At 72.4% G+C, this 25,580-nt stretch carries 15 protein-coding genes; 3 read left to right on the top strand and 12 right to left on the bottom strand.

Annotated features, from left to right (window positions below; genetic code table 11):
* Positions 1-121: 121 nt before the first annotated feature.
* The 4 genes from AOK08_RS18550 to AOK08_RS18535 form a co-directional block, all read right to left on the bottom strand.
* Positions 122-1,525, bottom strand: coding sequence for a dipeptidase (locus tag AOK08_RS18550; RefSeq protein WP_422125750.1), 1,404 nt, complete (start codon positions 1,523-1,525; stop codon positions 122-124).
* 10 nt (positions 1,526-1,535) lie between these two features.
* Positions 1,536-5,114 (bottom strand): ATP-dependent DNA helicase, encoded by a 3,579-nt coding sequence (locus AOK08_RS18545; protein ID WP_055527081.1) that lies wholly within the window; start codon positions 5,112-5,114, stop codon positions 1,536-1,538.
* A 135-nt stretch (positions 5,115-5,249) separates the two neighbouring features.
* Positions 5,250-8,615, bottom strand: a complete 3,366-nt coding sequence (locus AOK08_RS18540) for an ATP-dependent helicase (protein ID WP_079054115.1) — start codon at positions 8,613-8,615, stop codon at positions 5,250-5,252.
* Between the two features lie 252 nt (positions 8,616-8,867).
* Positions 8,868-9,242: an MGMT family protein gene (locus AOK08_RS18535; RefSeq protein WP_241826996.1), complete on the bottom strand. Its 375-nt coding sequence runs from the start codon at positions 9,240-9,242 to the stop codon at positions 8,868-8,870.
* A 176-nt stretch (positions 9,243-9,418) separates the two neighbouring features.
* Here AOK08_RS18535 and AOK08_RS18530 point away from each other — a divergent pair, with 176 nt between their 5' ends.
* The 3 genes from AOK08_RS18530 to AOK08_RS18520 all read left to right on the top strand — a co-directional run bounded on the left by AOK08_RS18530 (position 9,419) and on the right by AOK08_RS18520 (position 15,467).
* The gene (locus AOK08_RS18530; protein WP_055527046.1) at positions 9,419-12,151 is read left to right on the top strand and encodes a lysylphosphatidylglycerol synthase transmembrane domain-containing protein; all 2,733 of its coding nucleotides are present in this window, start codon (positions 9,419-9,421) and stop codon (positions 12,149-12,151) included.
* 96 nt (positions 12,152-12,247) lie between these two features.
* The gene (locus AOK08_RS18525; protein WP_055527044.1) at positions 12,248-13,801 is read left to right on the top strand and encodes an alpha/beta hydrolase; all 1,554 of its coding nucleotides are present in this window, start codon (positions 12,248-12,250) and stop codon (positions 13,799-13,801) included.
* A 118-nt stretch (positions 13,802-13,919) separates the two neighbouring features.
* A complete protein-coding gene (locus AOK08_RS18520; RefSeq protein WP_055527042.1) occupies positions 13,920-15,467 on the top strand; it encodes an alpha/beta hydrolase in 1,548 nt (515 codons plus the stop codon).
* A gap of 80 nt (positions 15,468-15,547) precedes the next feature.
* Here AOK08_RS18520 and moeZ read toward each other — a convergent pair whose 3' ends face one another.
* From moeZ to AOK08_RS18480, 8 genes are all read right to left on the bottom strand, one after another.
* Positions 15,548-16,726 (bottom strand): adenylyltransferase/sulfurtransferase MoeZ, encoded by a 1,179-nt coding sequence (gene moeZ, locus AOK08_RS18515; protein ID WP_055527040.1) that lies wholly within the window; start codon positions 16,724-16,726, stop codon positions 15,548-15,550.
* A gap of 63 nt (positions 16,727-16,789) precedes the next feature.
* Positions 16,790-17,539 carry a spherulation-specific family 4 protein gene (locus tag AOK08_RS18510; protein ID WP_055527037.1) on the bottom strand — a complete coding sequence of 250 codons (750 nt, stop codon included), beginning with the start codon at positions 17,537-17,539 and terminating at the stop codon, positions 16,790-16,792.
* The gene (locus AOK08_RS18505) at positions 17,527-18,486 is read right to left on the bottom strand and encodes an NAD-dependent epimerase/dehydratase family protein (RefSeq protein WP_055527035.1); all 960 of its coding nucleotides are present in this window, start codon (positions 18,484-18,486) and stop codon (positions 17,527-17,529) included. Before AOK08_RS18505 ends, AOK08_RS18510 begins: the two co-directional genes overlap by 13 nt.
* A gap of 142 nt (positions 18,487-18,628) precedes the next feature.
* Positions 18,629-19,900 (bottom strand): hypothetical protein, encoded by a 1,272-nt coding sequence (locus AOK08_RS18500; RefSeq protein WP_055527033.1) that lies wholly within the window; start codon positions 19,898-19,900, stop codon positions 18,629-18,631.
* Complete coding sequence (locus AOK08_RS18495) at positions 19,897-21,621, bottom strand: DUF3492 domain-containing protein (RefSeq protein ID WP_055527079.1); 1,725 nt, start codon at positions 21,619-21,621, stop codon at positions 19,897-19,899. Before AOK08_RS18495 ends, AOK08_RS18500 begins: the two co-directional genes overlap by 4 nt.
* A gap of 208 nt (positions 21,622-21,829) precedes the next feature.
* Complete coding sequence (locus AOK08_RS18490) at positions 21,830-23,527, bottom strand: dipeptide ABC transporter ATP-binding protein (RefSeq protein WP_055527031.1); 1,698 nt, start codon at positions 23,525-23,527, stop codon at positions 21,830-21,832.
* Positions 23,524-24,528: an ABC transporter permease gene (locus AOK08_RS18485; RefSeq protein ID WP_055527028.1), complete on the bottom strand. Its 1,005-nt coding sequence runs from the start codon at positions 24,526-24,528 to the stop codon at positions 23,524-23,526. Before AOK08_RS18485 ends, AOK08_RS18490 begins: the two co-directional genes overlap by 4 nt.
* Entirely contained in the window at positions 24,525-25,580 is a 1,056-nt protein-coding gene (locus tag AOK08_RS18480) for an ABC transporter permease (RefSeq protein ID WP_055527026.1), read from the bottom strand. Before AOK08_RS18480 ends, AOK08_RS18485 begins: the two co-directional genes overlap by 4 nt.

The following is a 25,580-nucleotide window of genomic DNA, read 5'->3' as shown; positions in this document are numbered from 1 at the left end:
TTCAGCGGGACGCGGGTGGGTGCGCATGGGGGGCAGCGGCTTTCGGGCGGATTCGCGTGGGTGTGGGGCGACGCTCCCAGTGTCTCCTGGAGCGTCGCCCGCTCCGGACCGGGCCGGGGTGTCAGGACTCATGGCGCCAGTTCTGGGCCAGGTCGCCCCACAGGTAGGCGGTGGTCTCGACGCCCTTGAGCAGCAGGTCGATCTCCACCTTCTCGTTGGGGGCGTGCCAGCCGTCGGAGGGGACGGAGATGCCCAGGAAGAGCACGGGGGCACCGAGGACGTCCTGGAGGTCGGCGGCCGGGCCGCTGCCGCCCTCGCGTGTGTAGCGGACCGGTTTGTCGAAGGCGCGGCCCATGGCGCGTACGACGGACCGCAGGGCGGGGTGGTCCAGCGGGGTCAGGCACGGGCGCGTGGCCGCCGCGAACGTGATCTCGTACCGGATCCCGGCGGGAACGCGGGTCGCGGTCCAGGCGCGGACGATCTTCTCGATGTGGTCGGGGTCCTGGCCGGCGACCAGCCGGAAGGAGAGTTTCACCATGGCGGAGGCCGGGACGATCGTCTTGCTGCCGGGGCCCTGGTAGCCGCCGCCGATGCCGTTGACCTCGGCGGTGGGACGCGTCCAGACCCGTTCCAGGGTGGTGTGTCCGGCCTCGCCGTGCGCGGCGTAGGACTTGGCGGTCCGCAGCCACTGCTCCTCGTCGAAGGGGAGTTCGGCGAGGAGTTCGCGCTCTCGGTCGGTGAGGTCGGCGACGCCGTCGTAGAAACCGGGGATCGTCACGCGCGCGTGCTCGTCGTGGAGCGCGGCGACGAGACGGGCGACGGCGGTCGCCGGGTTGGGCACGGCACCGCCGAAGGAGCCGGAGTGGATGTCCTGGTCGGGGCCGTGGAGCTGGATCTCGCACTCGGCGAGGCCGCGCATGCCGGTGCACACCGTGGGGGTGTCCTCGGCCCACATACCGGTGTCGGAGACGATCACGGCGTCTGCGGCGAGCCGGTCGGCGTGCTCCTCGACGAGGGAACGGAAGTGGACGGAGCCCGACTCCTCCTCACCCTCGACAAGCATCTTGAGGTGGACGGCGGGCGCGGTGCGGCCGGTGGTGGCGAGGTGGGCGCGGACGCCGAGTGTGTGGAAGAACACCTGTCCCTTGTCGTCGGCGGCCCCCCGCGCGTGGAGGCGGTTGCCCCGGACGGCCGGTTCGAAGGGGTCGCTGTCCCAGCCGTCCTCTCGGGCGGCGGGCTGCACGTCGTGGTGGCCGTAGACGAGGACCGTGGGGGCGGCGGGGTCGTCGGCGGGCCACTCGGCGAAGACCGCCGGGGCGCCCGGCGTGGCCCAGACCTCGACGGTGGGGAAGCCGGTTTCCCGGAGTTTGGCGGCGAGCCAGTCGGCGCTGCGGCGTACATCGGCGGCGTGATCGGGCTGGGCCGAGACGGACGGGATGCGCAGCCACTCGGCGAGGTCGTCGAGGAAGGTGGTGCGGTGCTGCTCGATGTACGTGCGGACTGCGCTGTCCGGGGCCTGGCTCATGGTCATGAGCTTATCGGCCCGCGCTGACATCGTCGTCAGGTGATGCGAACGCGGACGGCTCGTCCAGGAGCAGCCGCTCCAGCGCGGCCCGGTCCGGGAGGTTCTCCGGCCGGACGGTCTCGCCGCTGCGCACGTAGAGGAAGCCGGCCGTGACGGCCTCCAGGGGCACGCCCTGCTGCTCGGCCCAGGCCAGGCGGTAGACGGCGAGCTGGAGCGGGTCCGCGGTGTGGGCGCGGTGGGTCTTCCAGTCGATGATCTCGTACGTCGATTCCGCGCCGTCGCCTTCCTTGTAGACGGCGTCGATCCGGCCCCGTACGACACGTCCGGCGATGTCGAGCTGGAAGGGGGCCTCGACCCGGTAGGGCGTGCGGTGTGCGTACACCGTGTGCTCGAAGGCGTCCTTGAGGGTCTGCAGGTCGCGTTCGTCGGCGATCTCGGCGTCGCCGCCGGGCAGTTCCTCGGGCTCCAGCATGGGGAGCCGCAGTTCCTCGAAGCGGGCCTCGACCCAGGCGTGGAAGCGGGTGCCCCGGCGGGCGGCGGGCTGCGGTGGGCGTGGCATGGGGCGGGCCAGCTCCTGCGCGAGGGCGTCCGGGTCGGCGGCCAGGAGCATCAGTTGGGTGGTGGTCAGCGTGGGGGGCAGGGGGACGTCGGTGACGCTCTCCCGGGCGCGCAGCAGCTCCCCGGTGAGCGCGTCGAGGTCACGGTCCCAGGAGGCGACGGTGCGGGCCTCCTCGGGTGTGAGATTCGCCTCGGCGAGGTGTCTGCGGGCGTGGGGCACGGTGGGCGGGCGGTCGTGGCCGGTGTGCGTCACGCGCGCGTGGGGTTGGGGTTGCGGTTGGGATGAGGTCTGTGCGGGCGGTTCGGGGCGGTCCGTGCTCCAGGCGTCCCAGTCGGCGTCGTCCTCGGTGAGGGACGCGGCGGCTTCTTCGAGGGGGCCGTCGTCCAGGAGTTCTTCGCCCTCGTGGAGCGGCTCGTCGTGGAGCGGCTCGTCGTCCTCGTACGGAGGCTCGTCGTCCGGCGGCGGGGGCCAGTCCGGGTCGTCGTAGGTGTCGGGGTCGGGGGCCGTGGAGTGGCTGTCCTCGTGGGCGGTGAGGGTCTCCAGGTGAGTGAGGACCGTCTCGGCGGCGGCCCGGCGGCGGCGGAACGCGGTGTCGTCCAGGGGCAGGGGCCAGAGCTGGTCGGCGGTCGTCGCGCGCAGGGCGGGATTGTCCTCGTCCTGCTCCGGTTCGTCCGCCCAGAGCTCGATCTCGCCGTGTCCGGCCGCGCAGTGGTCGTGCAGGGCCCACAGGAAGCCGGAGGGGCCGCGCGGCTTCTTCTGGGAGGGCCCCCACCAGTGGCCGGAGCCGAGCAGGAGGGAGCGGGGGCGGGTGAAGGTGACGTAGCCGAGGCGGAGTTCCTCGGTGTGCTGGTGGTCCTTCATCGCCTCCTGGAAGGCCTTCATGCCCCGGGGGTCCCAGGCCTCGACGTCGGGCAGCGTGTCGGTGTCGCCCCGCAGCTCGTGGGGCAGGACCTTGGCCTGGGAGGTCCATTTCTCGCGGCCCCGGTCGCTGGGGAAGGCGCCGGTGACCAGGCCGGGGACGGCTACGACGTCCCACTCCAGCCCCTTGGACTTGTGGGCGGTGAGCACCTTGACGGTGTTCTCGCCGCCGGGCAGGGCGTTGTCGAGGCCCTTCTCGTACTGCGCGGCCGTGCGCAGGAAGCCGAGGAAGGCCAGCAGGCTCGCCTCTTTCTCCTGGGCGGCGAACGACGCGGCGATGTCCAGGAAGTTGGACAGGGTCTCGCGGCGACGGGCGGCCAGGGCGTGCGGGGACGCCGACAGTTCCACCTCCAGGCCGGTGACGGCCAGGACGCGGTGCAGTACGTCCATCAGCGGGTCGGCGAGAGAGCGGCGCAGGTCGCGCAGTTCGGTGGCGAGCCTGGCGAAGCGCACGCGCGCGTCCGTCGAGAAGGGCAGCCCGTCGTCGTCGCCCTGGCCTCTGAGAGGTGTCTCCAGGAAGGTGTCGAGGGCGTCCGCGAGCGATATCACCTCGGCGGGATCGACCCCCTCGACGGCTTGGGCGAGCCGGCGGTCCGGGTCGTCGGCGTCGCCCACGCGCGCGTGGGACACGAGGCGGCGGGCCCGGCGGCCGAGGAGGGCGAGGTCCCGGGGACCGATGCGCCAGCGCGGACCGGTCAGCAGCCGGACCAGGGAGGCGTTGGCCCCCGGGTCCTGGAGCACCTCGCAGACGGACACCAGGTCGGCGACCTCGGGCAGGTGCAGCAGCCCGGAGAGCCCGACGACCTCGACAGGGACGTCCCGGGCGACCAGCGCTCCCTGGATCTCGGCGAAGTCGGTGGCGGTGCGGCACAGGACGGCGATCTCGCCGGGTGCCGTGCCGGTGCGTACGAGGTGGGCGATGGAGTCGGCAAGCCAGTCGATCTCCTCGGCGTGGGTGGGCAGCAGCGCGCAGCGCACCTGGCCGTCGCGTTCGGCGCCGGGTGCGGGGCGGAGGGCCTCCACGCCCGCGTGCATGGCGCGCAGGGGCTCGGCGAGGCCGTTGGCGAGGTCGAGGAGACGGCCTCCGCTGCGGCGGTTCTCACTGAGCGACTGGCGGGCCGCCGAGCCGCCGTCGGCGTGGGCGAAGTGCTCGGGGAAGTCGTCGAGGTTGGCGACGGAGGCGCCGCGCCAGCCGTAGATCGCCTGACAGGGGTCGCCGACGGCGGTCACGGGATGGCCGGTGCCGGCGCCGAACAGGCCTGCCAGGAGGACCCGCTGGGCCACGGACGTGTCCTGGTACTCGTCGAGGAGCACCACCCGGAACTCCTCGCGCATGACGCGGCCCACTTCGGGGACGTGGGCGAGTTCGGCGGACAGGGCGATCTGGTCGCCGAAGTCGAGGAGGTCGCGCTCGCGTTTGGCGGCCCGGTAGCGGGTCACCAGTCCGGCGAGTTCACGGCGGGCCGTGGCTGTCTCGGGGACCTTGCGGAGGTCCGGGTTGGTGAGTCTGGCCCCCTCCAGGTCGCGCAGCAGTCCGGCGTCGTAGGCGCGCAGTTCCTCGGGGCGGACGAGGTGTTCGGCGAGTTCGGAGTCGAGGGTCAGGAGGTCGCTGACGAGGTCCGGGAAGGAACGCGTGAGCGCCGGGTAGGGGCCGGGCGCTTCGCGCAGTACGCGCGCGGCGAGCTGGTAGCGGGTCGCGTCGGCGAGGAGCCGGGTGGTCGGTTCGAGGCCGATGCGCAGCCCGTGGTCCTTCAGGAGGCGGCCGGCGAAGGCGTGATAGGTCGAGATGACCGGTTCGCCGGGCGGGTTGTCGGGGTCGATGGCGTCCGGGTCGGTGACACCCGCGCGGACGAGGGCCTTGCGGACGCGTTCGGCGAGTTCACCGGCGGCCTTGTTGGTGAAGGTGAGGCCGAGCACCTGTTCGGGGGCGACCTGGCCGGTGCCGACGAGCCACACCACGCGTGCCGCCATCACCGTGGTCTTGCCCGACCCGGCTCCGGCCACGATCACCTGCGGGGCGGGCGGCGCGATGATGCAAGCCGTCTGCTCCGGGGTGAAGGGGATGCCGAGGAGCTCTTTGAGCTGCTCGGGGTCGCTGATCGTGGCCGGCACATCGGAGAGGCTATCGGCGGCCACTGACAGTGGCCGCCAGTCCGGCCCTCCGGCTCGGAGAAAGCGCAGGCCGGCACGGGTGGTGCCGTACATCACTCCTGTACGGGCGGCACCCTCGCGCGGACCCGGACGGTGTCACTCGACGACGTGCCGGCCCTCCGGGCGGGCGCTGCACGACGCCCGGAAGGAGCAGTGCGCGCAGTGCTGGCCGGCGGTCGGGGTGAACCGTTCGTCGAGCACTTTTCCGGCGGCGGTTGCCAGCAGGTCGCCGACCCACTCGCCCTCCGCCCCCGTCCCGCCCGCGAGAGGGGCCTGCGCCTGCACCTTGGGCCGCGTCTCGCCGCCGTCCCGCTTCGCGGCGCCCTGCCGCAACTGGACGAGTTCGGCGCCGCCCGGTTCGGGGCGCACGCCGTCGAAGGCGTCGTCGACGGCGCCTTCACGGACGGCGAGCTGGTAGACGGCGAGCTGGGGGTGGCGGGCCACCTCGGCGGCGGTGGGCGCCTGTTTGCCGGTCTTGAAGTCGACGACGTAGGCCCGGCCCTCGCCGTCGGCCTCGACGCGGTCCATGGAACCGCGGATGCGCACTTCGTACTCGCCGGCTCCGAGGGTCACGTCGAAGTCGTGCTCGCTGGCCACGGGGGTGCGGCCGGTGCGACTGGAATCGACGTGCCAGGTCAGGAAGCGTTCGAGCGCCACGCGCGCGTGCTCCTTCTCCTGCGCCGACTTCCAGGGCGCGTCGAAGGCGAGCGCGTTCCACACGGAGTCGAGGCGCTCCATGAGGACGGCGAGATCGGCGGGCGTGTGACCGGAGGCGACCTCGTCGGCGAGGACGTGCACCACGTTCCCGAAGCCCTGGGCGGCCGTGGCGGGGGCGTCGGCCTTCACCTCCCGGCCCAGGAACCACTGCAGGGCGCAGGTGTTGGCGAGTTGGTCGAGGGCGCTGCCGGAGAGCACGACGGGCTGGTCGCGGTCGCGCAGCGGGACCTTGCTCTCGGTCGGCTCGTACATGCCCCACCAGCGGTAGGGGTGGGCGGACGGCACGAGCGGGCGGTCCTCCTCGTCGGTGAGCGCGGCGAGCCGGGCCAGGCGGCGGGCTGCGGCCTCTCTGAGGGGGGCGGACACGCGCGGGTCGACCGTTGTGGCGCGCAGTTCGGCGACGAGGGCGGCGACGGAGAGGGGGCGGCGGGGGCGGCCCGTCACGTCCTTGGGTTCGACGCCGAGTTCGGTGACGAAGCGGGAGGGCTGGTCGCCGTCGTCGGCGGGAGCCTTCACCGCGGTGACGACGAGACGTTCACGCGCGCGCGTGGCGGCCACGTAGAACAGCCGCCGCTCCTCGGCGAGCAGCGCTCCGGGGGTGAGGGGTTCGGCGAGGCCGTCCCGCCCGATGCGGTCGGCCTCCAGGAGGGAGCCGCGGCGGCGCAGATCGGGCCACAGGCCCTCCTGGACACCGGCGACGACCACGAGGCGCCACTGGAGGCCCTTGGAGCGGTGCGCGGTCATCAGGCGTACGGCGTCGGGGCGCACGGCGCGGCGGCTGAGGGTGTCGGCGGCGATGTCCTCGGCGTCGATCTCCTCCAGGAAGTTGAGGGCGCCCCGGCCGCCGGTGCGTTCCTCGGCGCGCGCGGCGGTCGCGAACAGCGCGCACACGGCGTCGAGGTCACGGTCGGCGTTGCGTCCGGCAGCGCCGCCGCGCCGGGCGGCCCGCTCCAGCCGTCCCGGCCAGGGTGTGCCGTTCCACAGGTCCCAGAGGGCCTCCTCGGCGGTGCCGCCGCCCGCGAGGCGCTCACGTGCCTTGCCGAGCAGCCCGCCGAGGCGCTGGGCACCGCGCGCGTACGCCGGGTCGTGGGCGACCAGGCGCTCGGGTTCGGCCAGGGCGCGGGCCAGGAGTTCGTCCGAGGGCGGCGGTACGGGGTTGCCCGCGGCCCGCTCCTCCTCGCGCAGGGCGCGGCCGAGGCGGCGCAGATCCGCGGCGTCCATACCGGCGAGGGGGGAGGTGAGGAGGGTCAGGGCGGTCTCGGTGCCGAGCCAGGCGGTGGCTTCCGGCAGGGCGTCGCCGGGGTCCCCCGCCCCTTGGAGGCCCGTCTCCGTGTCCTCGACAGCGCCGGACGTCGCCGCGGTCGCCACCGCCCTCAGGGCCGTCAGGAGCGGTGCCACCGCCGGTTCGTGGCGCAGGGGCAGGTCGTCGCCGTCGATGTCCAGGGGGACCCCGGCGGACGTGAGGGCGCGCCGGACCGTGGGGATCGTACGGCCGCCGGCGCGCACCAGGACGGCCATCTCGCCCCAGGGGACACCGTCCTCCAGGTGTGCGCGACGGAGGATGTCGGCGATGTTCTCCAGTTCCGTGCCGGACGTCGGGTAGGTGCGGACGTCGACCCGGCCGCCGTCGCGGACCGGGGCGAGTCCGCGGTGGGCGCGGACCTTCTCGGCCGGGAGACGGGTCAGGGGCATGCGCTGGGTGAGGAGGCGGGTGGCGGTCAGCGGGACGGCGGCGGAGCGGCGGGACGTCCCCAGGACCTCCACCGGGGCGGGACGCCCGTCCGCGCGCGGGAAGGCTTCCGGGAAGTCCAGGATGCCGTTGACGTCCGCGCCGCGGAACGCGTAGATCGACTGGTCGGGGTCACCGAGCGCGACGAGTGTCCGGCCGCCTCCGGCGAGCGCGTGCAGCAGCCGTACCTGGGCGGGGTCGGTGTCCTGGTACTCGTCCACGTAGACGGCGTCGTAGCGGGCGGCGAGCCGGTCGGCGGTGTCGGGGCGGTCCGCGAGGAGTACCGCGCGGTGCACGAGTTCCGCGTAGTCGAGCACTCCTTGCATGTCGAGTACGTCGAGGTACTCGGCGAGGAAGGCGGCGGCGGCGCGCCAGTCGGGGCGGCCGATGCGCCGGGCGAAGGCGTCCAGGGCGTCCGGGCCGAGACCGAGTTCGCGGCTGCGGGCGAGGACCGCGCGGACCTCGTCGGCGAAGCCCCGGGTGGTGAGGCAGGCGCGCAGTTCGTCCGGCCAGCGCACATGGGCGAGGCCGAGCCGCTCCAGGTCGGGCTGGCCGGCGAGCAGTTCACGTACGGCCACGTCCTGTTCGGGGCCGGAGAGCAGTCGCAGGGGTTCCGCGAACAGGTCGCTGTCCTGGTGGGCGCGGACCAGGGCGTAGCAGAAGGAGTGGAAGGTGGTCGCGCGGGGAGCGCGGGCGGCTCCGACGCGCAGTGCCAGGCGGTCGCGCAGTTCGACGGCCGCCTTGCGGCTGAACGTCAGCACGAGGATCCGCTCGGGGTCCCCGCCCCGGGCGATCCTGGCGGCCACGGACTCGACGAGGGTGGTGGTCTTCCCGGTGCCCGGACCCGCGAGGACGAGCAGTGGTCCGCGCTCATGGTCAACCACGGCGCGCTGCGCGGCGTCCAGACGAGGGGGATCCTGCCGCGTGGGCGGGGTGCGCACCAGTCGGTAAGCGCCACGGTTCCCCTGTCGCCCCTGTGGGTACGACAGGCGTCTGGTGGAGGAAGAGGAGCTCACGTGGTTCGCCGGTCCTGGTGGTTGTGCTGGTTGGCTGACCGCGCGGAGGACGGTGGCCGGAAGGTACGAGGTGCAGGTTCGGTCGACCGTACGCCGACGGGCGGTTCGGAAGCAGGTCTTCCGCTTGTTCCCTCCGGCCTCGGGCGTCCCCAGGGCCCCTCGCCCCACGAACGTACGCCATGGCACGGACGTGCCCGGTTTACCCCGTACGGGCCACAGGTCCCCCTGGCACCCGCCCGATGGCGGAAGCTGTCAGTTGTGACCCTCCGCCCGCTCGCCGCCGTCCCAGCGCGCACGTTTCAGGTCGATGCGCGGCAGATGCCCCGCGGCGGCCCTGCTCGCCCCCTTCAGGGGTGTGCCCTCCGCGCGGTAGTGGTCGAGGGCCTCCAGTTCGTGTCCCGGGAGCAGTACCCCGTCCGCGCGGACGACCCGCCACCACGGAACAGCCCCGCCGTAGAGGGCCATCACCCGCCCGACCTGGCGCGGTCCGCCCTCCTCAAGCCACTCGGCCACATCGCCGTACGTCATGACACGCCCGGGCGGGATCAGTTCCGCGGCCTCCAGGGCCCGCTCGGCATACTCCGGGAGGGCGTCCGCCGGACGGCTCTCATCGCTCATCCGCCCCATCCTGCCCCACCCCACCGACAATGGGACGAGAGGGCGGCCCTGGGCGATCCTCGCCCCGAAGCAGCGCTTGCGGCAGAATGTGCGCCCCCGCAATGCACCCTGATGCCCCTGTGTGTCAGTGGGGCATGCCACCATCGTGCGGGCGGTGACCGGTGATACGAGACCAAGAAGAGACCATGAACCAGCAGGGCGTGCACCCCGAAGGCACGGAGGACACCTCTGAGGTCTCGTCGCGTCCTGATGCGGACGGCACCGGCCACGACCACGGGCGGACACCGGCCGGACCGGCCGCCGACTGCGACGACGAGGCGCACGCCGAGGAGGTCGAGGGCGACGAACCGCTGCTTCCCGCGCGCGTGCACCGTCCCTCCGATCTCATGCGGCTCCTGGCCGGCGTCGTCGCGATCGTCGTCCTGCTCGCGATCGCCGCGTTCGCGCACGGCACCACCTCCGGTCTCGAACAGGACATCAACAAGGGCACCGGCCAGGCACCCGACCTGCTGATCAAGATCGCGGGCCTGGCGTCGAGCATCGCGATCCTCCTGGTGCCGGTCGCCTTCGCGATCGAACGGCTGATCAAGCGTGACGGGCTGCGCATCGCCGACGGTGTGCTCGCGGCGGTCCTCGCGCACGGGGTGACCCTCGCCACCGACCTGTGGGTCGCCAAGGCCACCCCGCACTCCATCCAGGAGGCGCTGACTCAGCCCTCCCCCGGCGACATCCACGCGCTCACCGACCCGGTGCACGGCTATCTCGCCCCGGTCATCGCGTACATGACGGCCGTCGGCATGTCCCGTCGGCCGCGCTGGCGCGCCGTGCTGTGGGTGGTACTGCTGCTCGACGCCTTCTCCATGCTGGTCACCGGCTACACGACACCGTTCTCGATCATCCTGACGGTGCTGATCGGCTGGTCGGTGGCGTACGGCACGCTGTACGCGGTCGGCTCACCGAACGTGCGTCCCACCGGGCGCACCCTGATGGCGGGCCTGCGGCACGTCGGTTTCCACCCGGTGAGCGCGGCCCGTGAGGAAGTGCCGGAGGCCGCGGACAGCGGTGACCGCGGCCGACGCTATTTCGTCACCCTGGAGGACGGTCCACCGCTGGACGTTACGGTGGTCGACCGTGAGCAGCAGGCGCAGGGGTTCTTCTACCGCATGTGGCGCAACATCACGCTGCGCGGTCTGGCCACCCGAAGCAGTCTCCAGTCGCTGCGCCAGGCCCTTGAGCAGGAGGCTCTCCTCGCGTACGCGGCGATCGCCGCCGGTGCCAACGCGCCCAAGCTGATCGCGACCTCCGAGCTCGGCCCTGATGCCGTGATGCTCGTCTACGAGCACACCGGAGGCCGCACGCTCGACTCGCTGGCGGACGAGGAGATCACCGACGACCTGCTGCGCAGCACCTGGAACCAGGTGCGGGCCCTGCAGTCGCGGCGCATCGCGCATCGCAGGCTCGTCGGCGAGGCGATTCTGGTGGATCGTTCCGGCAAGGTGATCCTCACCGACCTCCGGGTCGGCGAGATCGCGGCCGGGGACCTGCTGCTGCGCATGGACATCGCCCAGTTGGTGACGACCCTGGGCCTGCGCGTGGGCGCCGAACGCGCGGTGACGTCCGCGGTCGGAGTGCTCGGCCCGGACACGGTGGCGGACTGTCTGCCGATGCTCCAGCCCATCGCCCTGTCCCGCTCCACGCGCGCGACGCTGCGCAAACTCGCCCGCGAGCGGGCCCAGCGTCAGCGTGAGGCGGTCCTGGAGGCGTCCCAGCTGGCCAAGCAGGCCCGGCTGGAGGCGGCCCACCCCGACCCGGGGCCCGCCGCACTGGAGAAGTCCGGCAAGAAGGCGGTGCGGGCCGAGCAACGGGCCGAGAAGCGGGCCATCGACGAGGCTCTGGAGGGAGCCCGCGAGGAGGACCTCCTCGCCCAGATCCGCCACCAGGTGCTGCTGATCAGACCGCAGGCCCCGGTCGAACCGGCCCGGCTGGAACGGGTCCGACCGCGCACCCTGATCAGTTTCATCGCGGGCGCGTTCGGCGCGTACTTCCTGCTCTCCCAGCTCACCCACATCGAGTTCGCCACCCTGTTCAACGAAGCCGAGTGGGGCTGGGTCGCCGCGGCCGTGCTGTTCTCGGCGCTGAGTTACTTCGCCGCCGCGATGAGTCTGCTCGGTTTCGTCCCGGAGAGGGTGCCGTTCATACGGACCGTGGCCGCGCAGGTCGCCGGGTCGTTCGTGAAGATCGTGGCGCCCGCGGCGGTCGGCGGCGTGGCCCTCAACACCCGTTTCCTTCAGCGCGCGGGGGTGCGGCCGGGGCTCGCGGTGGCCAGTGTCGGCGCGTCGCAGTTGTTCGGGCTCGGCTGCCACATCCTGATGCTGCTGTCCTTCGGCTATCTGACGGGCACCGAGAAGACACCGTCGCTGTCACCGTCCCGGACGGTCATCGCGGGCCTGCTGACCGTCGCGGTGCTCGTCCTCGTGGTGACCTCGGTGCCGTTCCTGCGGAAATTCGTCGTCACGCGCGTGAGGTCGCTGTTCGCCGGTGTCGTACCGCGCATGCTGGACGTTCTCCAGCGACCGCAGAAGCTGGTCACCGGCATCGGCGGCATGCTGCTGCTGACCGCCTGCTTCGTGATGTGCCTGGACGCCTCGATCCGGGCGTTCGGCAACGAGTCGACCTCGCTCAGCCTCGCCAGTGTCGCCGTCGTCTTCCTCGCCGGCAACGCGCTGGGCTCGGCGGCACCGACCCCGGGTGGTGTGGGCGCGGTCGAGGCGACCCTCACGGTCGGTCTGATCGCCGTGGGCCTGCCCAAGGAGGTCGCCGCCCCCGCCGTGCTGCTGTACCGGCTGCTGACCCTGTGGATCCCGGTGCTGCCGGGCTGGCTGTTCTTCAACCACCTGACGCGGAAGGGAGCCCTCTAGGGAGGGCGGTTCCATGGCGGTACTCCCCGGGGCGTGCGGTACCTCGTACGGCTCGCGCCCCGAGCGCCCCACCGGGTACGCCCGCAGGATGGGGGCATGCCCAACCCCTTCCGGCCGCGTGCCGCTGCCCTGACAGCCATCGCCCTGCTGCTGGCGTCCCTGATCGCGGGGTGCGGCGACAACGGCTCCGGGGCCACGGCGGAGGATCCGGCGGCCCAGAAGCTCAGTTGGAAGGACTGTCCCGCGCCGTCCGAGTCGGAGGGCGGCGGCAGTGCCCCCTCCCCGCTCCCCGGCGGCGGCGCCTGGCAGTGCGCCACCATGAAGGCACCGCTGGACTGGGCCGAGCCGAAGGGCAGGACCATCCCACTCGCGCTGATCCGCGCGAAGGCCAGCGGTGCCCCGGGCAGGCGCATCGGGTCCCTGATCTTCAACTTCGGCGGGCCGGGCGGCTCGGGAGTCGCCACGCTTCCCGCGTTCGGCACGGACTACGCGACCCTGCGCACCCGCTACGACCTGGTGAGCTTCGACCCGCGCGGGGTCGGCCGCAGCGCCGGCGTGCGGTGCGAGGACGACCAACAGCTCGACGCGTACTTCCAGCAGGACGCGACGCCCGACAACGCCGCCGAGCGCTCCGAACTGCTCGCCAACACCAGGAAGTTCAACGCGGCCTGCGAGAAGAACTCCAAGAAGGTGCTCCCGCATGTGCGCACCACCGACGCGGCCCGGGACATGGATCTGATGCGCCAGGTCCTCGGCGACGACAAGCTGTACTACTTCGGCATCTCGTACGGCACCGAACTCGGCGGCGTCTACGCACACCTGTTCCCCAAGAAGGTGGGCCGGGCCGTCTTCGACGCGGTCGTCGACCCCACCCAGACACCTGAACAGGGCTCGCTCGGGCAGGCCAGGGGTTTCCAGCTCGCGCTCCGCAACTTCGCCGAGGACTGCGTCTCCAAGGCCGAGGGCTGCCCGGTCGGCGACACCGCACAGAACGTCGAGGACCGGATCGCCGAGCTCCTCAAGAAGCTCGACGCCAAGCCCATCCCGGGCGTCTTCCCACGCGAGCTCACCGAGAGCGCGGCGTCCAACGGCATCGCGCAGGCGCTGTACTCCAAGGACTTCTGGCCGTACCTCACCGAAGGCCTCGTTCAGGCGTACGCCGGTGACGGCAGGGTCCTGATGCTGCTCTCCGACTCGATGAACGGCCGCGACGAGACCGGCGGGTACAGCAACATCACCCCGGCGAACATCTCCATCAACTGCGCCGACCAGAAACCGCGTTACACCGTCGCGGACATCGAGGCGAGGCTGCCCGAGTTCCGCGCCGCCTCACCCCTGTTCGGCGACTTCCTGGCCTGGTCCATGGCCGGCTGCACCGACTGGGCCGTGCCGGGCGCCGCCGACCACCCCGACGTCCACGCGACCGGATCGGCACCGATCCTCGTCATCGGCAACACCGGCGACCCGGCCACACCGTACGAGGGCGCGCGGAAGATGGTGGACGCCCTGGGCAAGGGTGTGGGCGTCGAGCTGACGTACAAGGGGCAGGGGCACGGCGCGTACGACAGCGGGAACCGCTGCGTGCGCACGGCGGTGAACGGCTATCTGCTGACCGGGAAGGTGCCTGCGGCAGCGACCGTCTGTTCCTAGAAAAGCGCAGGCCAGAGAGTTATCCACAGGCCGATACGGCCTCGGCGTGATCTGCCTACCATGGCCTGACCGCCATCCGCAGATCCGAGCGGGCGGCTCACAGGGGGGAGAAGCGCTCATGTCTCGTTTCGTACGCTGGACGGCCGCCACCGCCGCCGTGCTGCTGTTGGCCGGCTGTAGCGGCAGCGCGTCGCGCAGCGGTGACGGCAAGGGGTCCGGCGCCGACCCGCCCGCGTCGGCGGCGTCCTCGTCCCGGGCCTCGCCGGAGCTGCCCGCCTCGCTGACCTCGCAGAAGCTCGGGTGGGGCCGCTGCGAGGGCACGTCGGACTCCCCCACGCCGGGCAGCGACTGGCAGTGCGCGACGCTCAAGGTGCCGCTGGACTACGCGGAGCCCGGCGGCGAGACCATCGGCCTGGCGCTGATCCGGGCCAGGGCCACCGGAGGCAGCCGCATCGGGTCCCTCCTGTTCAACTTCGGCGGACCGGGCCAGTCGGGCGTATCCGTGATGCCCGCCTACGCCGGTACGGTCTCCGCGCTCCGGGAGCACTACGACCTGGTGAGCTGGGACCCGCGCGGGGTCGGGGCCAGCGAGGGCGTGCGCTGCCGGAGCGACAAGGCGATCCAGGCCGCCGAGTCGGTGGACCCGACGCCGGACGACGCGGCCGAGGAGAAGGCGTACTTCCAGGACGCGGCCGACTTCGGGAAGGGCTGCCAAAAGGCCGCCGGAAACCTCCTCGCGCATGTCTCGACGACCGACTCGGCCCGCGACATGGACCTGATGCGCCAGGTTCTGGGCGACACGAAGACGCACTACTTCGGCATCTCGTACGGCACCGAACTCGGCGGTGTCTACGCCCACCTGTTCCCGGAGAACGTGGGGCGGCTGGTCCTGGACGCCGTCGTCGACCCGAGCACCGACATGGTGGGACACGCGAAGAACCAGGCCCGGGGTTTCCAGCGCGCCCTCGACGACTACCTGAAGTCGACGGGTCAGGACCCGGACCGGGGTTCGGGGAGGATCGCGGCCCTGCTGAAGCGGATCGACACCGAGCCGTTGCCCACGTCCTCCGGGCGGAAACTGACCCAGGGCCTGGCCGTCACCGGCATCATCGTGCCGCTGTACAGCGAGCAGAGCTGGCCGGCGCTGACCGGCGCCCTGGCGGCGGCCGAGCGGGGCGACGGATCTGATCTGCTGGCGCTCTCCGACAGCTACAACGACCGCGACGCCTCGGGGCACTACGGCACGACGACACATGCCCAACGGGTCATATCGTGCTTGGACGACAAGCAGCGGCCCACAGCGGCGCAGACCAGAAAGCTGCTGCCCGAGTTCCGGAAGATCTCGCCCGTGTTCGGGGAGTTCATGGGCTGGGACGCGGCCGGCTGGTGCCACGACTGGCCGGTCGCCGGTCAGTACGACACACCGGAGGTCGGCGCGCCGGGCGCTCCGCCCGTCCTGGTGGTCGGCAACACCGGGGACCCCGCGACGCCGTACGAGGGCGCGCGCAGGATGGCGGACGAGCTGGGCAAGGGCGTCGGCGCGGTGCTGACGTGGAAGGGCGAGGGGCACGGGGCGTACGGCAGTGGGAGCGGCTGTGTCGACTCCACGGTGAACGCGTATCTGCTGGCCGGGAGGGTGCCACGGGACGGCAAGGTCTGTTCATGACGGCGGCGGGGGCCCCGGGCACCCGTGGTGCGCGAGACCCCCGCCGGCCGGACAGGACGAACGAAAGGATGAACCGCGGGTCAGTAAACCGGCTTGTGCGGCTCGATCTGGTTGACCCATCCGATCACACCGCCGCCGACGTGGACGGCGTCGGCGAAACCGGCGGACTTCAGGACCGCGAGGACTTCCGCACTGCGGACACCCGTCTTGCAGTGCAGGACGATCTTCTTGTCCTGCGGGAGGGTCGACAGGGCGGTGCCCATGAGGAACTCGTTCTTCGGGATCAGCTTGGCGCCGGGGATCGAGACGATCTCGTACTCGTTGATCTCGCGGACGTCGATGATCTCGATGTTCTCGCCGTCGTCGATCCACTCCTTGAGCTGCTTGGGAGTGATCGTCGAGCCGGCCGCCGCCTCCTGGGCCTCCTCGGACACGACACCGCAGAAGGCCTCGTAGTCGATGAGTTCGGTGACGGTCGGGTTCTCGCCGCAGACCGCGCAGTTCGGGTCCTTGCGGACCTTGACCTGGCGGTACTGCATCTCCAGTGCGTCGTAGATCATCAGGCGGCCGACGAGGGGCTCGCCGATGCCCGCGAGGAGCTTGATGGCCTCGTTGACCTGGATGGAACCGATGGACGCGCACAGCACGCCCAGGACGCCGCCCTCGGCGCAGGAGGGAACCATGCCCGGCGGCGGGGGCTCCGGGTAGAGGCAGCGGTAGCAGGGGCCGTGCTCGGACCAGAAGACGGAGGCCTGTCCGTCGAAGCGGTAGATCGAGCCCCAGACGTACGGCTTGTTCAGCAGGACGGCCGCGTCGTTGACCAGGTAGCGGGTCGCGAAGTTGTCCGTGCCGTCGACGATCAGGTCGTACTGGCTGAAGATCTCCTTCACGTTCTCGGCTTCGAGCCGCTCCTCGTGAAGGACGACGTTGACGTACGGGTTGATGCCCAGCACCGAGTCACGGGCGGACTGGGCCTTGGAGCGGCCGATGTCCGCCTGGCTGTGGATGATCTGGCGCTGCAGGTTCGACTCGTCGACCTCGTCGAACTCCACGATGCCGAGCGTGCCCACGCCCGCCGCGGCCAGGTACATCAGCGCCGGCGAGCCCAGGCCGCCGGCGCCCACACAGAGCACCTTGGCGTTCTTCAGCCGCTTCTGCCCGTCCATCCCCACATCGGGGATGATCAGGTGGCGGGAGTACCTGCGGACCTCGTCTACGGTGAGCTCGCCAGCGGGCTCGACCAGGGGTGGCAGCGACACGGGGACTCCGTTGGTCGGTCAATCACTACAGTTGTTCTCCCCGTAACACTGCCACGCCCTTCTTCATTCCGAGACACCCGTTCCGAGGCGCGAGACGAGGTCGTCCCAGTAGCCGGGCATCGTCTCCCAGGGGTCGGCACGGCCGCCGCGGTCCGTGCTGTCGGTGAAGTAGATCGTGGCGGCGCCCTGCCAGCGGGCGACGCGCAGCGCCTCGTCGAGATGGCCGAGCGGCAGCCCGTGCACGAAGTGGCAGAAGCGTTCGGGCGGATGGTCTGCGGTCCACTCGGCCACCTGCGACCAGCGGTAGTCGCTCCAGTGGCCGGAGAACGTGACGAGCTGGTCGCCGTGCTCGGCGTAGTCCGGGTGCGGATGGGTGCCGTGGCCCAGGACGATGTGGGCGTCGCCGTCCGCCGCCCGGAGCGCGCCGACCGTACGGCGGATCTCCGGGAGCGCGGCGCGGTCGGCCGGGCAGCGGTCCAGGAGGAAGCCGTCGGCCTTGTACCAGTCGCGGTACCGCTGTGCCTCGGTGCTCAGTTCACCGTGCGTGCGGGCCCCGTGGGCCGTGTCGAGGTGGCCGAGCACCCGCACACCCGCGTTGCGCAGCCGGCCGACGGCCTCCAGGCAGTGCGGGTCCGGGCGGCTGCCGGGACCGTCGGCGACGTTGAGGACGACCCAGTGCAGGGGCGTGCCCGGGCGGGTGAGTTCGCCCCACTCGGTCGGCGCGACAAGGGGGTGTGCGAAACCCGGGATGCCGAAACCGGTGCGCACGCCGGTGCTCGCGGTGCCCTGCCTGGCGCTGGTCAGATGCGGCATGCCGCCTCCATCCAGATGTCGGCGAGGGACTCCTCCAGATTGATCCGGGGCCGCCAGCCGAGCCGGTCGCGCGCGGTGCGGACATCGGCCTGCTGCCAACTGCCGCAGCCGTCGGGGTACGGATACGCGACCGGGGCCGCGTGGTCCGGGTCGGTGCGGGGATGGCCGATGGACGTCCGCAGGGGGCCGGGCGGAGCGTCGAGCTCGTGCAGCGCGCCGCCGTACCCGGCCACGCGGGCGAGGACAGAGGCGGCGTCGCGCAGCCGCACGGCCCGCCCGGAGCCGATGTTGATGACGCCCTGCGCTGCCGACAGCGAGGCGGCGTGCACGGCCCGGGCCACGTCCCGTACGTCGATGAAGTCGCGCTGCGCGCCCAGGCCGCCGAGTTTGAGCTCGCCGTCGCCGGACTGCATCGCGCGGCGCATCGCCTCGGCGAGCCGGCCGAGCGGGGAGCCGGCGGGCGTGCCGGGCCCGGCCGGTGAGAAGACGCGCAGGACGACCGCGTCGAGACCGGAGCCGAGGACCAGTTCGGTGGCGGCGAGCTTGCTGACGCCGTACGGGCCGCCGGGGCGGGGGACGGCGTCCTCGGCCGTGGAGGAACCGGGCTGGCTGGGGCCGTACTCGGCGCCGCAGCCGAGCTGGACCAGCCGGGCGCCGCAGCCGCTGCGCCGCAGGGCCTCGCAGACGGTGGCGACGGCGACCGTGTTGTGGCGGGTGAGTTCGCGGGCCCCGCCGCGGGTGGCGCCCGCGCAGTTGACGACGACTCCGGGGTGGACGGCGTCGAAGAAGCGGGTGAGCGCGCCGGGGCTGCCGGACGCGAGGTCGAACCGGACGTCGGCGTCGTCGCCGCGGCCGAGAGCGGTGAGTTGCACGGCCGGGTCGGCGAGCAGTCGGTCGGCGACGAAGCGGCCGAGATAGCCGTTGGCTCCGATCAGCAGAACCCTCATCGGACGGCTCCCTCGGCGGATTCTCCGGCTCCGGGTCGGGAGGTGTTCATCGGTGTACTCCTTTGGGTGGTGCGGGTTCGTTCGTGATGGAGGGCCGGGCGCTGCGGAATCGATCGCCTGCCGTGGTCGTGGGTCCTGGACGTCATCCGGGCTCACCCGCGATGGCGTGCGCCGACGCCCTGGTCAGGGTGCGGGTGGCGTGGAGCAGGAGGATCAGTGCGGCCACCGAGCAGGCCGCGGCCGGGATGGCTGCGGGGCCCCAGGCGGCCACGACCGTGTCCACCGGGGTGGCGAGGAAGGAGCAGCCGGGGAGGCGGGACGCGAAGGCGGTGGCCGGCGCGGTCGCCTCCGTCGCCGATGCCGCGCCGAGGACCACCGCCGGGGCGTGGGTGAAGCCGTGTGCCGTGAGGAGGCGGGCCAGGAGGAGCAGGGCACCCAGGGTGACGGTGGTGGTCCAGGCCGCCGGTTCGCGCAGGATCGTCGCGGAGATCGCCACGAGCGCCGCCGACGCGCAGAGGAACAGGGCGAAAGCGCCCAGGAGGAGGGGTTTCACGGCTGCCGTGAAGTCCGCCAGGCCACGGCTGGCGGTCAGCTTGCGGCGGGCTCCGGCCGCGAAGAGGTGGGCGCACCAGGCGGCCGGCGCACAGGCCAGGGTGAGGGCCAGGACAGGGGCGGTGGACAGGTCCCGGACGGCTGCCGGGAGGCCGCCGGGGCCGACACCCGTCAGCGCGGCGGTGAGCAGGTCGTCGCCCAGGAGCGCGTACGCGAGGAGCCAGCAGGTCCACACGCGCGTGGAGCCCGGGGTGCCGCTCGGGCGGGTGCCGGGGGACGCCGGGTGGGACCTGGGGCCCAGCGGCCCCCGGCCCAGTGCCGCGCGTACGGCCAGCGCGACGGCCAGGGCGCCCAGGATCGCCACGGCCGGCCGGACCCGGCCCCCGGTGAGGCGCAGCCCGGCCACGGTGGCCGCGCACAGGGCGCCCGGGAGCAGGGAGAGCAGGACCCAGTCGGCCCGTACGCGGGGTGCGGGCGACGGGGTGGGCCTCGGTGCCGTGTCCGCTTCCCGGGAGACCCGGGCGTACATCTCCTCGGCCAGGGAGAACACGTCCCGGTGGCGGAAGCGGGCGGCCGTACGGTCCGTCACGCCATGGGCCTCCAGGCCGGCGGCGATCTCCAGCGGGTCCACCGCCCGCTCGCACAGCTCACGGTGCCGCTGCATGAGTGCCTTCACGGGGTCCGCGGTCCCTCGGCGCGCGGCCGGGGTGGAGGGTGCGGCCGGCCGCGTCCGCGTCGGGTCCGCGTCCGTGTCCCGTACGTGCGTCTCCGGGGCGCCCATGAGCAACTCGTCCACATGTTCGTCCCAGGTTCCGGGGCTGTCCGGTGCCCCCGGGCGGTCCAGTTCTCCCAGCTCCCTCATCGCGCGCCCTCCCCGGCGGGTACGGGGGTCGCCTGTACCGGTGCGGAGGCGTGTCCTGTCGTCCACCCGGGCCCGCCCCGGGCCACCACTCGCATGCCGGCGTGCGTCCAGCGGCCGGGGACGTGTGCCTCCGCCGGGACGGCGAACGGAAGCGGTTCACCGGCGCCGTCGAGGACCACTTCGCTGACGGGGCAGCGCGAGACGACCTCCAGGTAAATGCCGCGAAATGCCTCGACGTTCTGCTCGACGGTGAACAGTTCGAGGGCGCGGGCGCGGGCGGCGGCGCCCAGGCGTTCGCGGCGCGCCGGGTCGCGCAGCAGGGCCACGCACGCCTCCGCGAGCGCCCGCGGGTTGCGCGGGGGCACCACGAGCCCCGTACCGCCGATGATCTCGACCACCGCGCCCACGTCCGTCGACACCGTCGCCCGGCCGCAGAACATGGCCTCGACCAGGCTGATCGGGAAGCCCTCGACCACGCTCGACAGGACGACGACCGCGCCCGCCGCGTACGCCTCCGCGAGCGTGGGTGCCTCCGGGCCGCCGATCTCCTCGAACGACACGGGGTTGTCGCCGACCGCGTGAATGTCCTCGGCCTCGTCGGGGAAGAGCTGCGCGGCCAGTGCCCGGCAGTGGCCGAGGTATGCCTCGCTCTCGGCTCCCGTGGCCGCGCCGACGATGCGCAGGCGGGCCTGCGGTTCCTCCTTGCGGACCTCCGCGAAGGCGTGCAGGAGGGAGACCAGGTCCTTGGCGGGCTCGATACGGCCGACCCAGATCAGCGTGTCGGGGTCCGCCGCCTCCGGCGACTCGCCCACTTCGGCGAAGTGGGACGCGTCCATGCCGGGGTACACGGTCCGCAGCTTCTCCCGGTCGGCCCCGCATCTCTCCTGCCAGCGGCGGGTGTGCGTGTTGCCGGGGGTGACGAGCACGGCCCGCCGGTAGATCTCCGAGGCCAGTCCGCCGTGGAAGGCGGCGAGCAGGGACCGTACGGCCGGGGCGCCGTCGTCGGCGCCGGAGGCCAGGTAGTGCGCCCGCAGCGGGACCCCGTACTCGGTGACCAGCAGGGGTACGCCGGAGAAGTGGCGGGCGACCAGTCCGGGGAGCGCGGCCGGGCCGCCCGCGGCAGCGTGGCACAGGTCGACCGAGCCGAGCCCGTCGCCCTCGTACCAGTCGAGCGAGAGGGGGCGCAGGGCTCGCTCCAGATGCGCGGCGACGGAGAGGAGATCCGAGACGCGCGCCTCGCGCGCCGCTGCGAGCGCGCCGGGCGCACGACAGGCGCGCTCCAGTGCGCGGACGGCGGCTTCGGAGCGGAGCGCTCCGACCAGGCCGCCCTCGTCCCGGGCCAGTTCGGCGAGCCCGTACAGCGCGCTGCCGAAACGGTCCGCCTCAATGGTGGACGGGTCTGCTCCGTCCGACGTGTTCCCCGTGTCGGGCCCGCCGCACAGGGCGGCGGCCAACTCGCCGTAGGCCTCGGCGAATCGCCTTCGCGCACGGCGGCCGTAGACCACTCCGTCGTCCTCGGCCGTCCACAGCGGGGCGGTCCGGACCCGGTTGACCTGCGGCGGCAGTTCGATCCAGCCCTCGTCCTCCTGCCGCTGGCTGCGGCTGAGCGCGTAGATGTCGAACTCGTGCCCGCCGAGTCCGCGCACGAGCCGGTCGCACCAGAGTCTGGCGTCACCGCTCACATACGGATAGCCACCCTCCGTCAGCAGTCCGATGCGCACGAGCACACCCCCGATCTCCCGTATGGGGAGCCGCCGTTGACCCGGCGGCTCGCAGCGGGACGAACGTATGCGGACATGACGGTGGTGCGATGGACGGTTGTCCGTCGCACCACCAAAAGGGGTGAACGGTCGTAACTTTCCCGTGCGGCTCGCGTTCTGTCGCGCTAAGAGATCAGTTATGCGCGCATGGTCACGGACAAACGTATGATCACGCCGGGGCCAACTCCCGTCGGACGGCACGGCGCCGGGCCGCGACCGCGGGATCGAGAGCGGGTACGGCGGCCAGCAACTGTCGGGTGTACGGGTCTCGGGGGTTCTCGTACACCTCGTCGGCGGAGCCCGACTCGACGACTCGTCCCCGCCGCATCACCGCGACGCGATCGCTGACCTGCCGTACGACGGCGAGGTCATGGGCGACGAACACCAGCGCGAGGCCGAGTTCGCGCTGCAACTCGCCGAGAAGGGCCACCACCTGGGCCTGGGTCGTGACGTCGAGGGCCGACACGGGCTCGTCGCAGACGATGACGCGCGGTTCGGCGGCCAGCGCCCGTCCGATGCCCACGCGCTGACGCTGGCCTCCGCTGAATTCGTGCGGGTAGCGGTCGAAGTGCGCCGGGTCGAGCCCCACGCGTTCCAGCAGCTCCCCCACCCGCTCCCGGACACGGGCCTCGTCCCTCTCGCCGCGCGCCCGCAGCGGGTCGGCGATCGACTCGCCCACGCTGCGGCGGGGGTTGAGGGAGGAGACCGGGTCCTGGAAGACCATCTGGACGGCCGGACCGGCCCCGGAGCGCACCCGCCCCTCGTACCGCACCTCGCCCGCCGTCGGCTCCAGCAGCCCGACCAGCATGCGCCCGAGCGTCGTCTTGCCGCTGCCGCTCTCACCGACGATCCCGAGCGTCTCGCCCCGGCGCACCGCCAGCGACACGTCGTCCACGGCCGCGAACGCCCGCTTCCCGCGCCCGAACTCGCGCCGCAGGCCCACGGCCTCCAGGACGATCTCGCCGGATCCTGAGCCGGATCCTGAGCCGGATCCTGAGGCGTCCCCGGACTCCCGCCTCGCGTCCACGCGCGGTACCGCCGCGAGCAGTTGACGTGTGTACTCCTGGGCGGGCGCCCCCAGTACGGCCGCGACCGGACCGTGCTCGACGGCCCGCCCGTGGCGCATCACCAGCACGTCCTCGACGCTCTCCGCCGCGACACCCACGTCGTGCGTGACGAGGAGCAGTCCCATGCCGGTCTCCGCGCGCAGGGTGTGCAGCAGGTCGAGGATCTGGGCCTGGACGGTCACGTCGAGCGCGGTCGTCGGCTCGTCGGCGATCAGCAGGTCCGGCTCGCAGGCGAGCGCCATGGCTATCAGCGCGCGCTGCCGCATCCCGCCGCTGAACTCGTGGGGCCGGGACCTGGACCGCCGTACGGCGTCCGGAATTCCGACCCTGTCCAGTACGTCGACGGCACGCGCGCGTGCGGCCCGCCTGGACGCCTTCGTGTGCACCCGGTAGACCTCGGCGATCTGGTCGCCGACCGCGTAGTACGGGTCGAGGGAGGACAGCGGGTCCTGGAAGACCATCGCCGCCCGCGCCCCGCGCAGCCGCCGCAACTCGGTCTCGGACGCCCGCTGTACATCGGTGCCGGCGACCCGGATCGTGCCGCCGACCTCCGCTCCCGTACCGCGATGCAGCCCCAGCAGGGCGGACGCGACCGTGGACTTGCCGGAGCCGGACTCGCCGACCAGGCCCAGCGCGGCGCCCTTCTCCAGGCGGAACGACAGCCCGTCCACGGCCCGCAGGGAGCCGAAGGCGACGGTCAGGTCTTCGACCTCGACCAGCGCCTCGCCCTCCGCGTCCGTCACAGCGTCCTTCACGGCGTCCTTCACCGGGGCCTCAACCGAGGCCTTGTCCAGGCTCATACGAGCACCACCCGTCGATCGGCCACCGCGTACAGCACATCCGCGACGGCGTTGGCGATGACCACGAAGAAACCGGTCACCAGGACCATGCCGACGACCACCGGCAGGTCGACGACCTTGACCGCCTCGACGAGTTCGTGTCCGAGGCCGGGCAGCCCGAAGAGCGTCTCGGTGAGGACCGCGCCACCGAACATCGACCCGAAGTCCGTGGCACTCAGGGCGATCAGGGGCCCGACCGCACCGCGCAGCGCGTGCCGCCCGATGATCGACCGCTCCCCGACGCCGTACGCGCGGAAGGTGCGTACGTGGTCCTCGGCGAGTGTCTCCAGCATCGACGCCCTGGTCAGGCGGGCGTACTTGGCGGACTCGATGAGAGCCAGCGACAGCCAGGGCAGCAGCAGGTTCCAGGCCCACTGCTCGGGGTCGTCGGCGAAGGGCACGTACTGCGGGAACGGCAGGAGTTCCAGCTGGCCGCAGACGACGATCATCAGGATCAGCCCGATGACGAAGACCGGCGTGGCCGTGCCGGCCAGGGTGAGACCGGTCAGCAGGCGCTCGGTGGGCCGGCCGCGCCGCCACGCCGAGAGGACACCGGTGCCGACGCCGATGAGCAGCCACAGCACCATCGCGCCGAGCGCGAGCGAGCCGGTGACCGGCAGCTTCGCCAGGATCAGCTCCGTGACCTGCTGGTCGCTCTGGTAGGAGAGCCCGAGGCAGGGTGCCGGGCAGTGCTCGACGGACGTACCGGTCGAGTAGTCGTGGCCGACAAAGACGCCCTGGAGGAAGTGCCAGTAGCGCAGGTAGAGCGGGTCGTCGAGGCGCAGTTGCTCGGCGACCTGGTGCACCTGGGCGGGGGAACAGCGCGGGCCGCAGGTGATCTGGGCGACGTTGCCGGGGGCGACGTAGAAGACGACGTAGATGACCACCGAGATGGCGAAGAGGGTGATGATCGCGCCGATGACACGGCGGGCCACGAACCCGCCGAAGCCGGAGAGGTTCATGCGCCGGCCCCTGTCTTCGCCGCCGTTGCCGTCGTTGCAGTCTCCCCCGTGGCGTCCTTGACCCTGGCCTCGCGCCTGCGGCCCGTGCCGACGCGCAGGCGTGAGGCCGCGCGCGGGTCGAGGGCGGTGCGTATGCCGTCGCCGAGGACGGTGAGGGCGAGGACGGTCAGGAAGAGGGCGCCCGCGGGCAGCAGCAGGTACTGCGGTGCCGCCTGGTACCAGACGTCGGCGGCGGTGATCATCTGCCCCCAGGAGGGTGTCGGCGGCTTCACACCGACGCCGAGGAAGGACAGGGCGGCCTCGACCGTGATGTTCGACGGGACGAGGAGCGCGGCGTACGTGATGACGGGCGCGGCGAGGCCGGGCAGCAGCTCGCGACGGGCGATCCGCCAGGAACCCCAGCCGCTGAGGCGGGCCGCGGCCACATGGTCGAGCTGTTTGAGGGTGAGCGTCTGGGCGCGCACGATCTTCGCGATCCCGCCCCAGGCGATCAGCCCGATGACGAGGGCGACGAGAACGGGCCGCGGGAAGTTGCCGGGCACGATCGCCAGCAGGGCCAGCGACATGATCATCAGTGGCAGGGCGATGATGACGTCGGTGAGACGGCTCAACAGTTGATCAACCCATTGACCACCAAGGGCGGACGCGATGCCGACCACGACGCCGATCAACACCTGGACGAGGGTCGCCGCGAGCGCGACACCCAGCGAGACCCGGGCCCCGTAGACGAGCCGGGCGAACAGGTCGCGCCCCGTCTGCGGTTCGACGCCCAGCCAATGGTCACCGCTGATGCCTCCGAAGGAACCGACAGGCACTCCCCCGCGCGCGGAGTCGACGAGGGCCGGGTGGTAGGTGGTGGGGTCCTGGCCCTCGACGGCGGTGAACAGCGGTGCGGCCACCGCGACCAGGACGAGCAGCGCGACGACGGCCGCCGCGACGAGGGCGGCGCGCCGCGTACGCAGCCGCCGCCAGAACTGACGGGCCCCCGAGGCCGCCGGGACGGGTGTCGCACCCGTTCCGGCGGCCGGGGAGGCGAGAAGAACCTCGCTCAC

The sequence above is a fragment of the Streptomyces graminilatus genome, assembly GCF_001418565.1.
Taxonomy (GTDB): domain Bacteria; phylum Actinomycetota; class Actinomycetes; order Streptomycetales; family Streptomycetaceae; genus Streptomyces; species Streptomyces graminilatus.
Note: the sequence above shows the minus strand (reverse complement) of the source record. Positions and strands in the feature narration are given on the sequence as shown.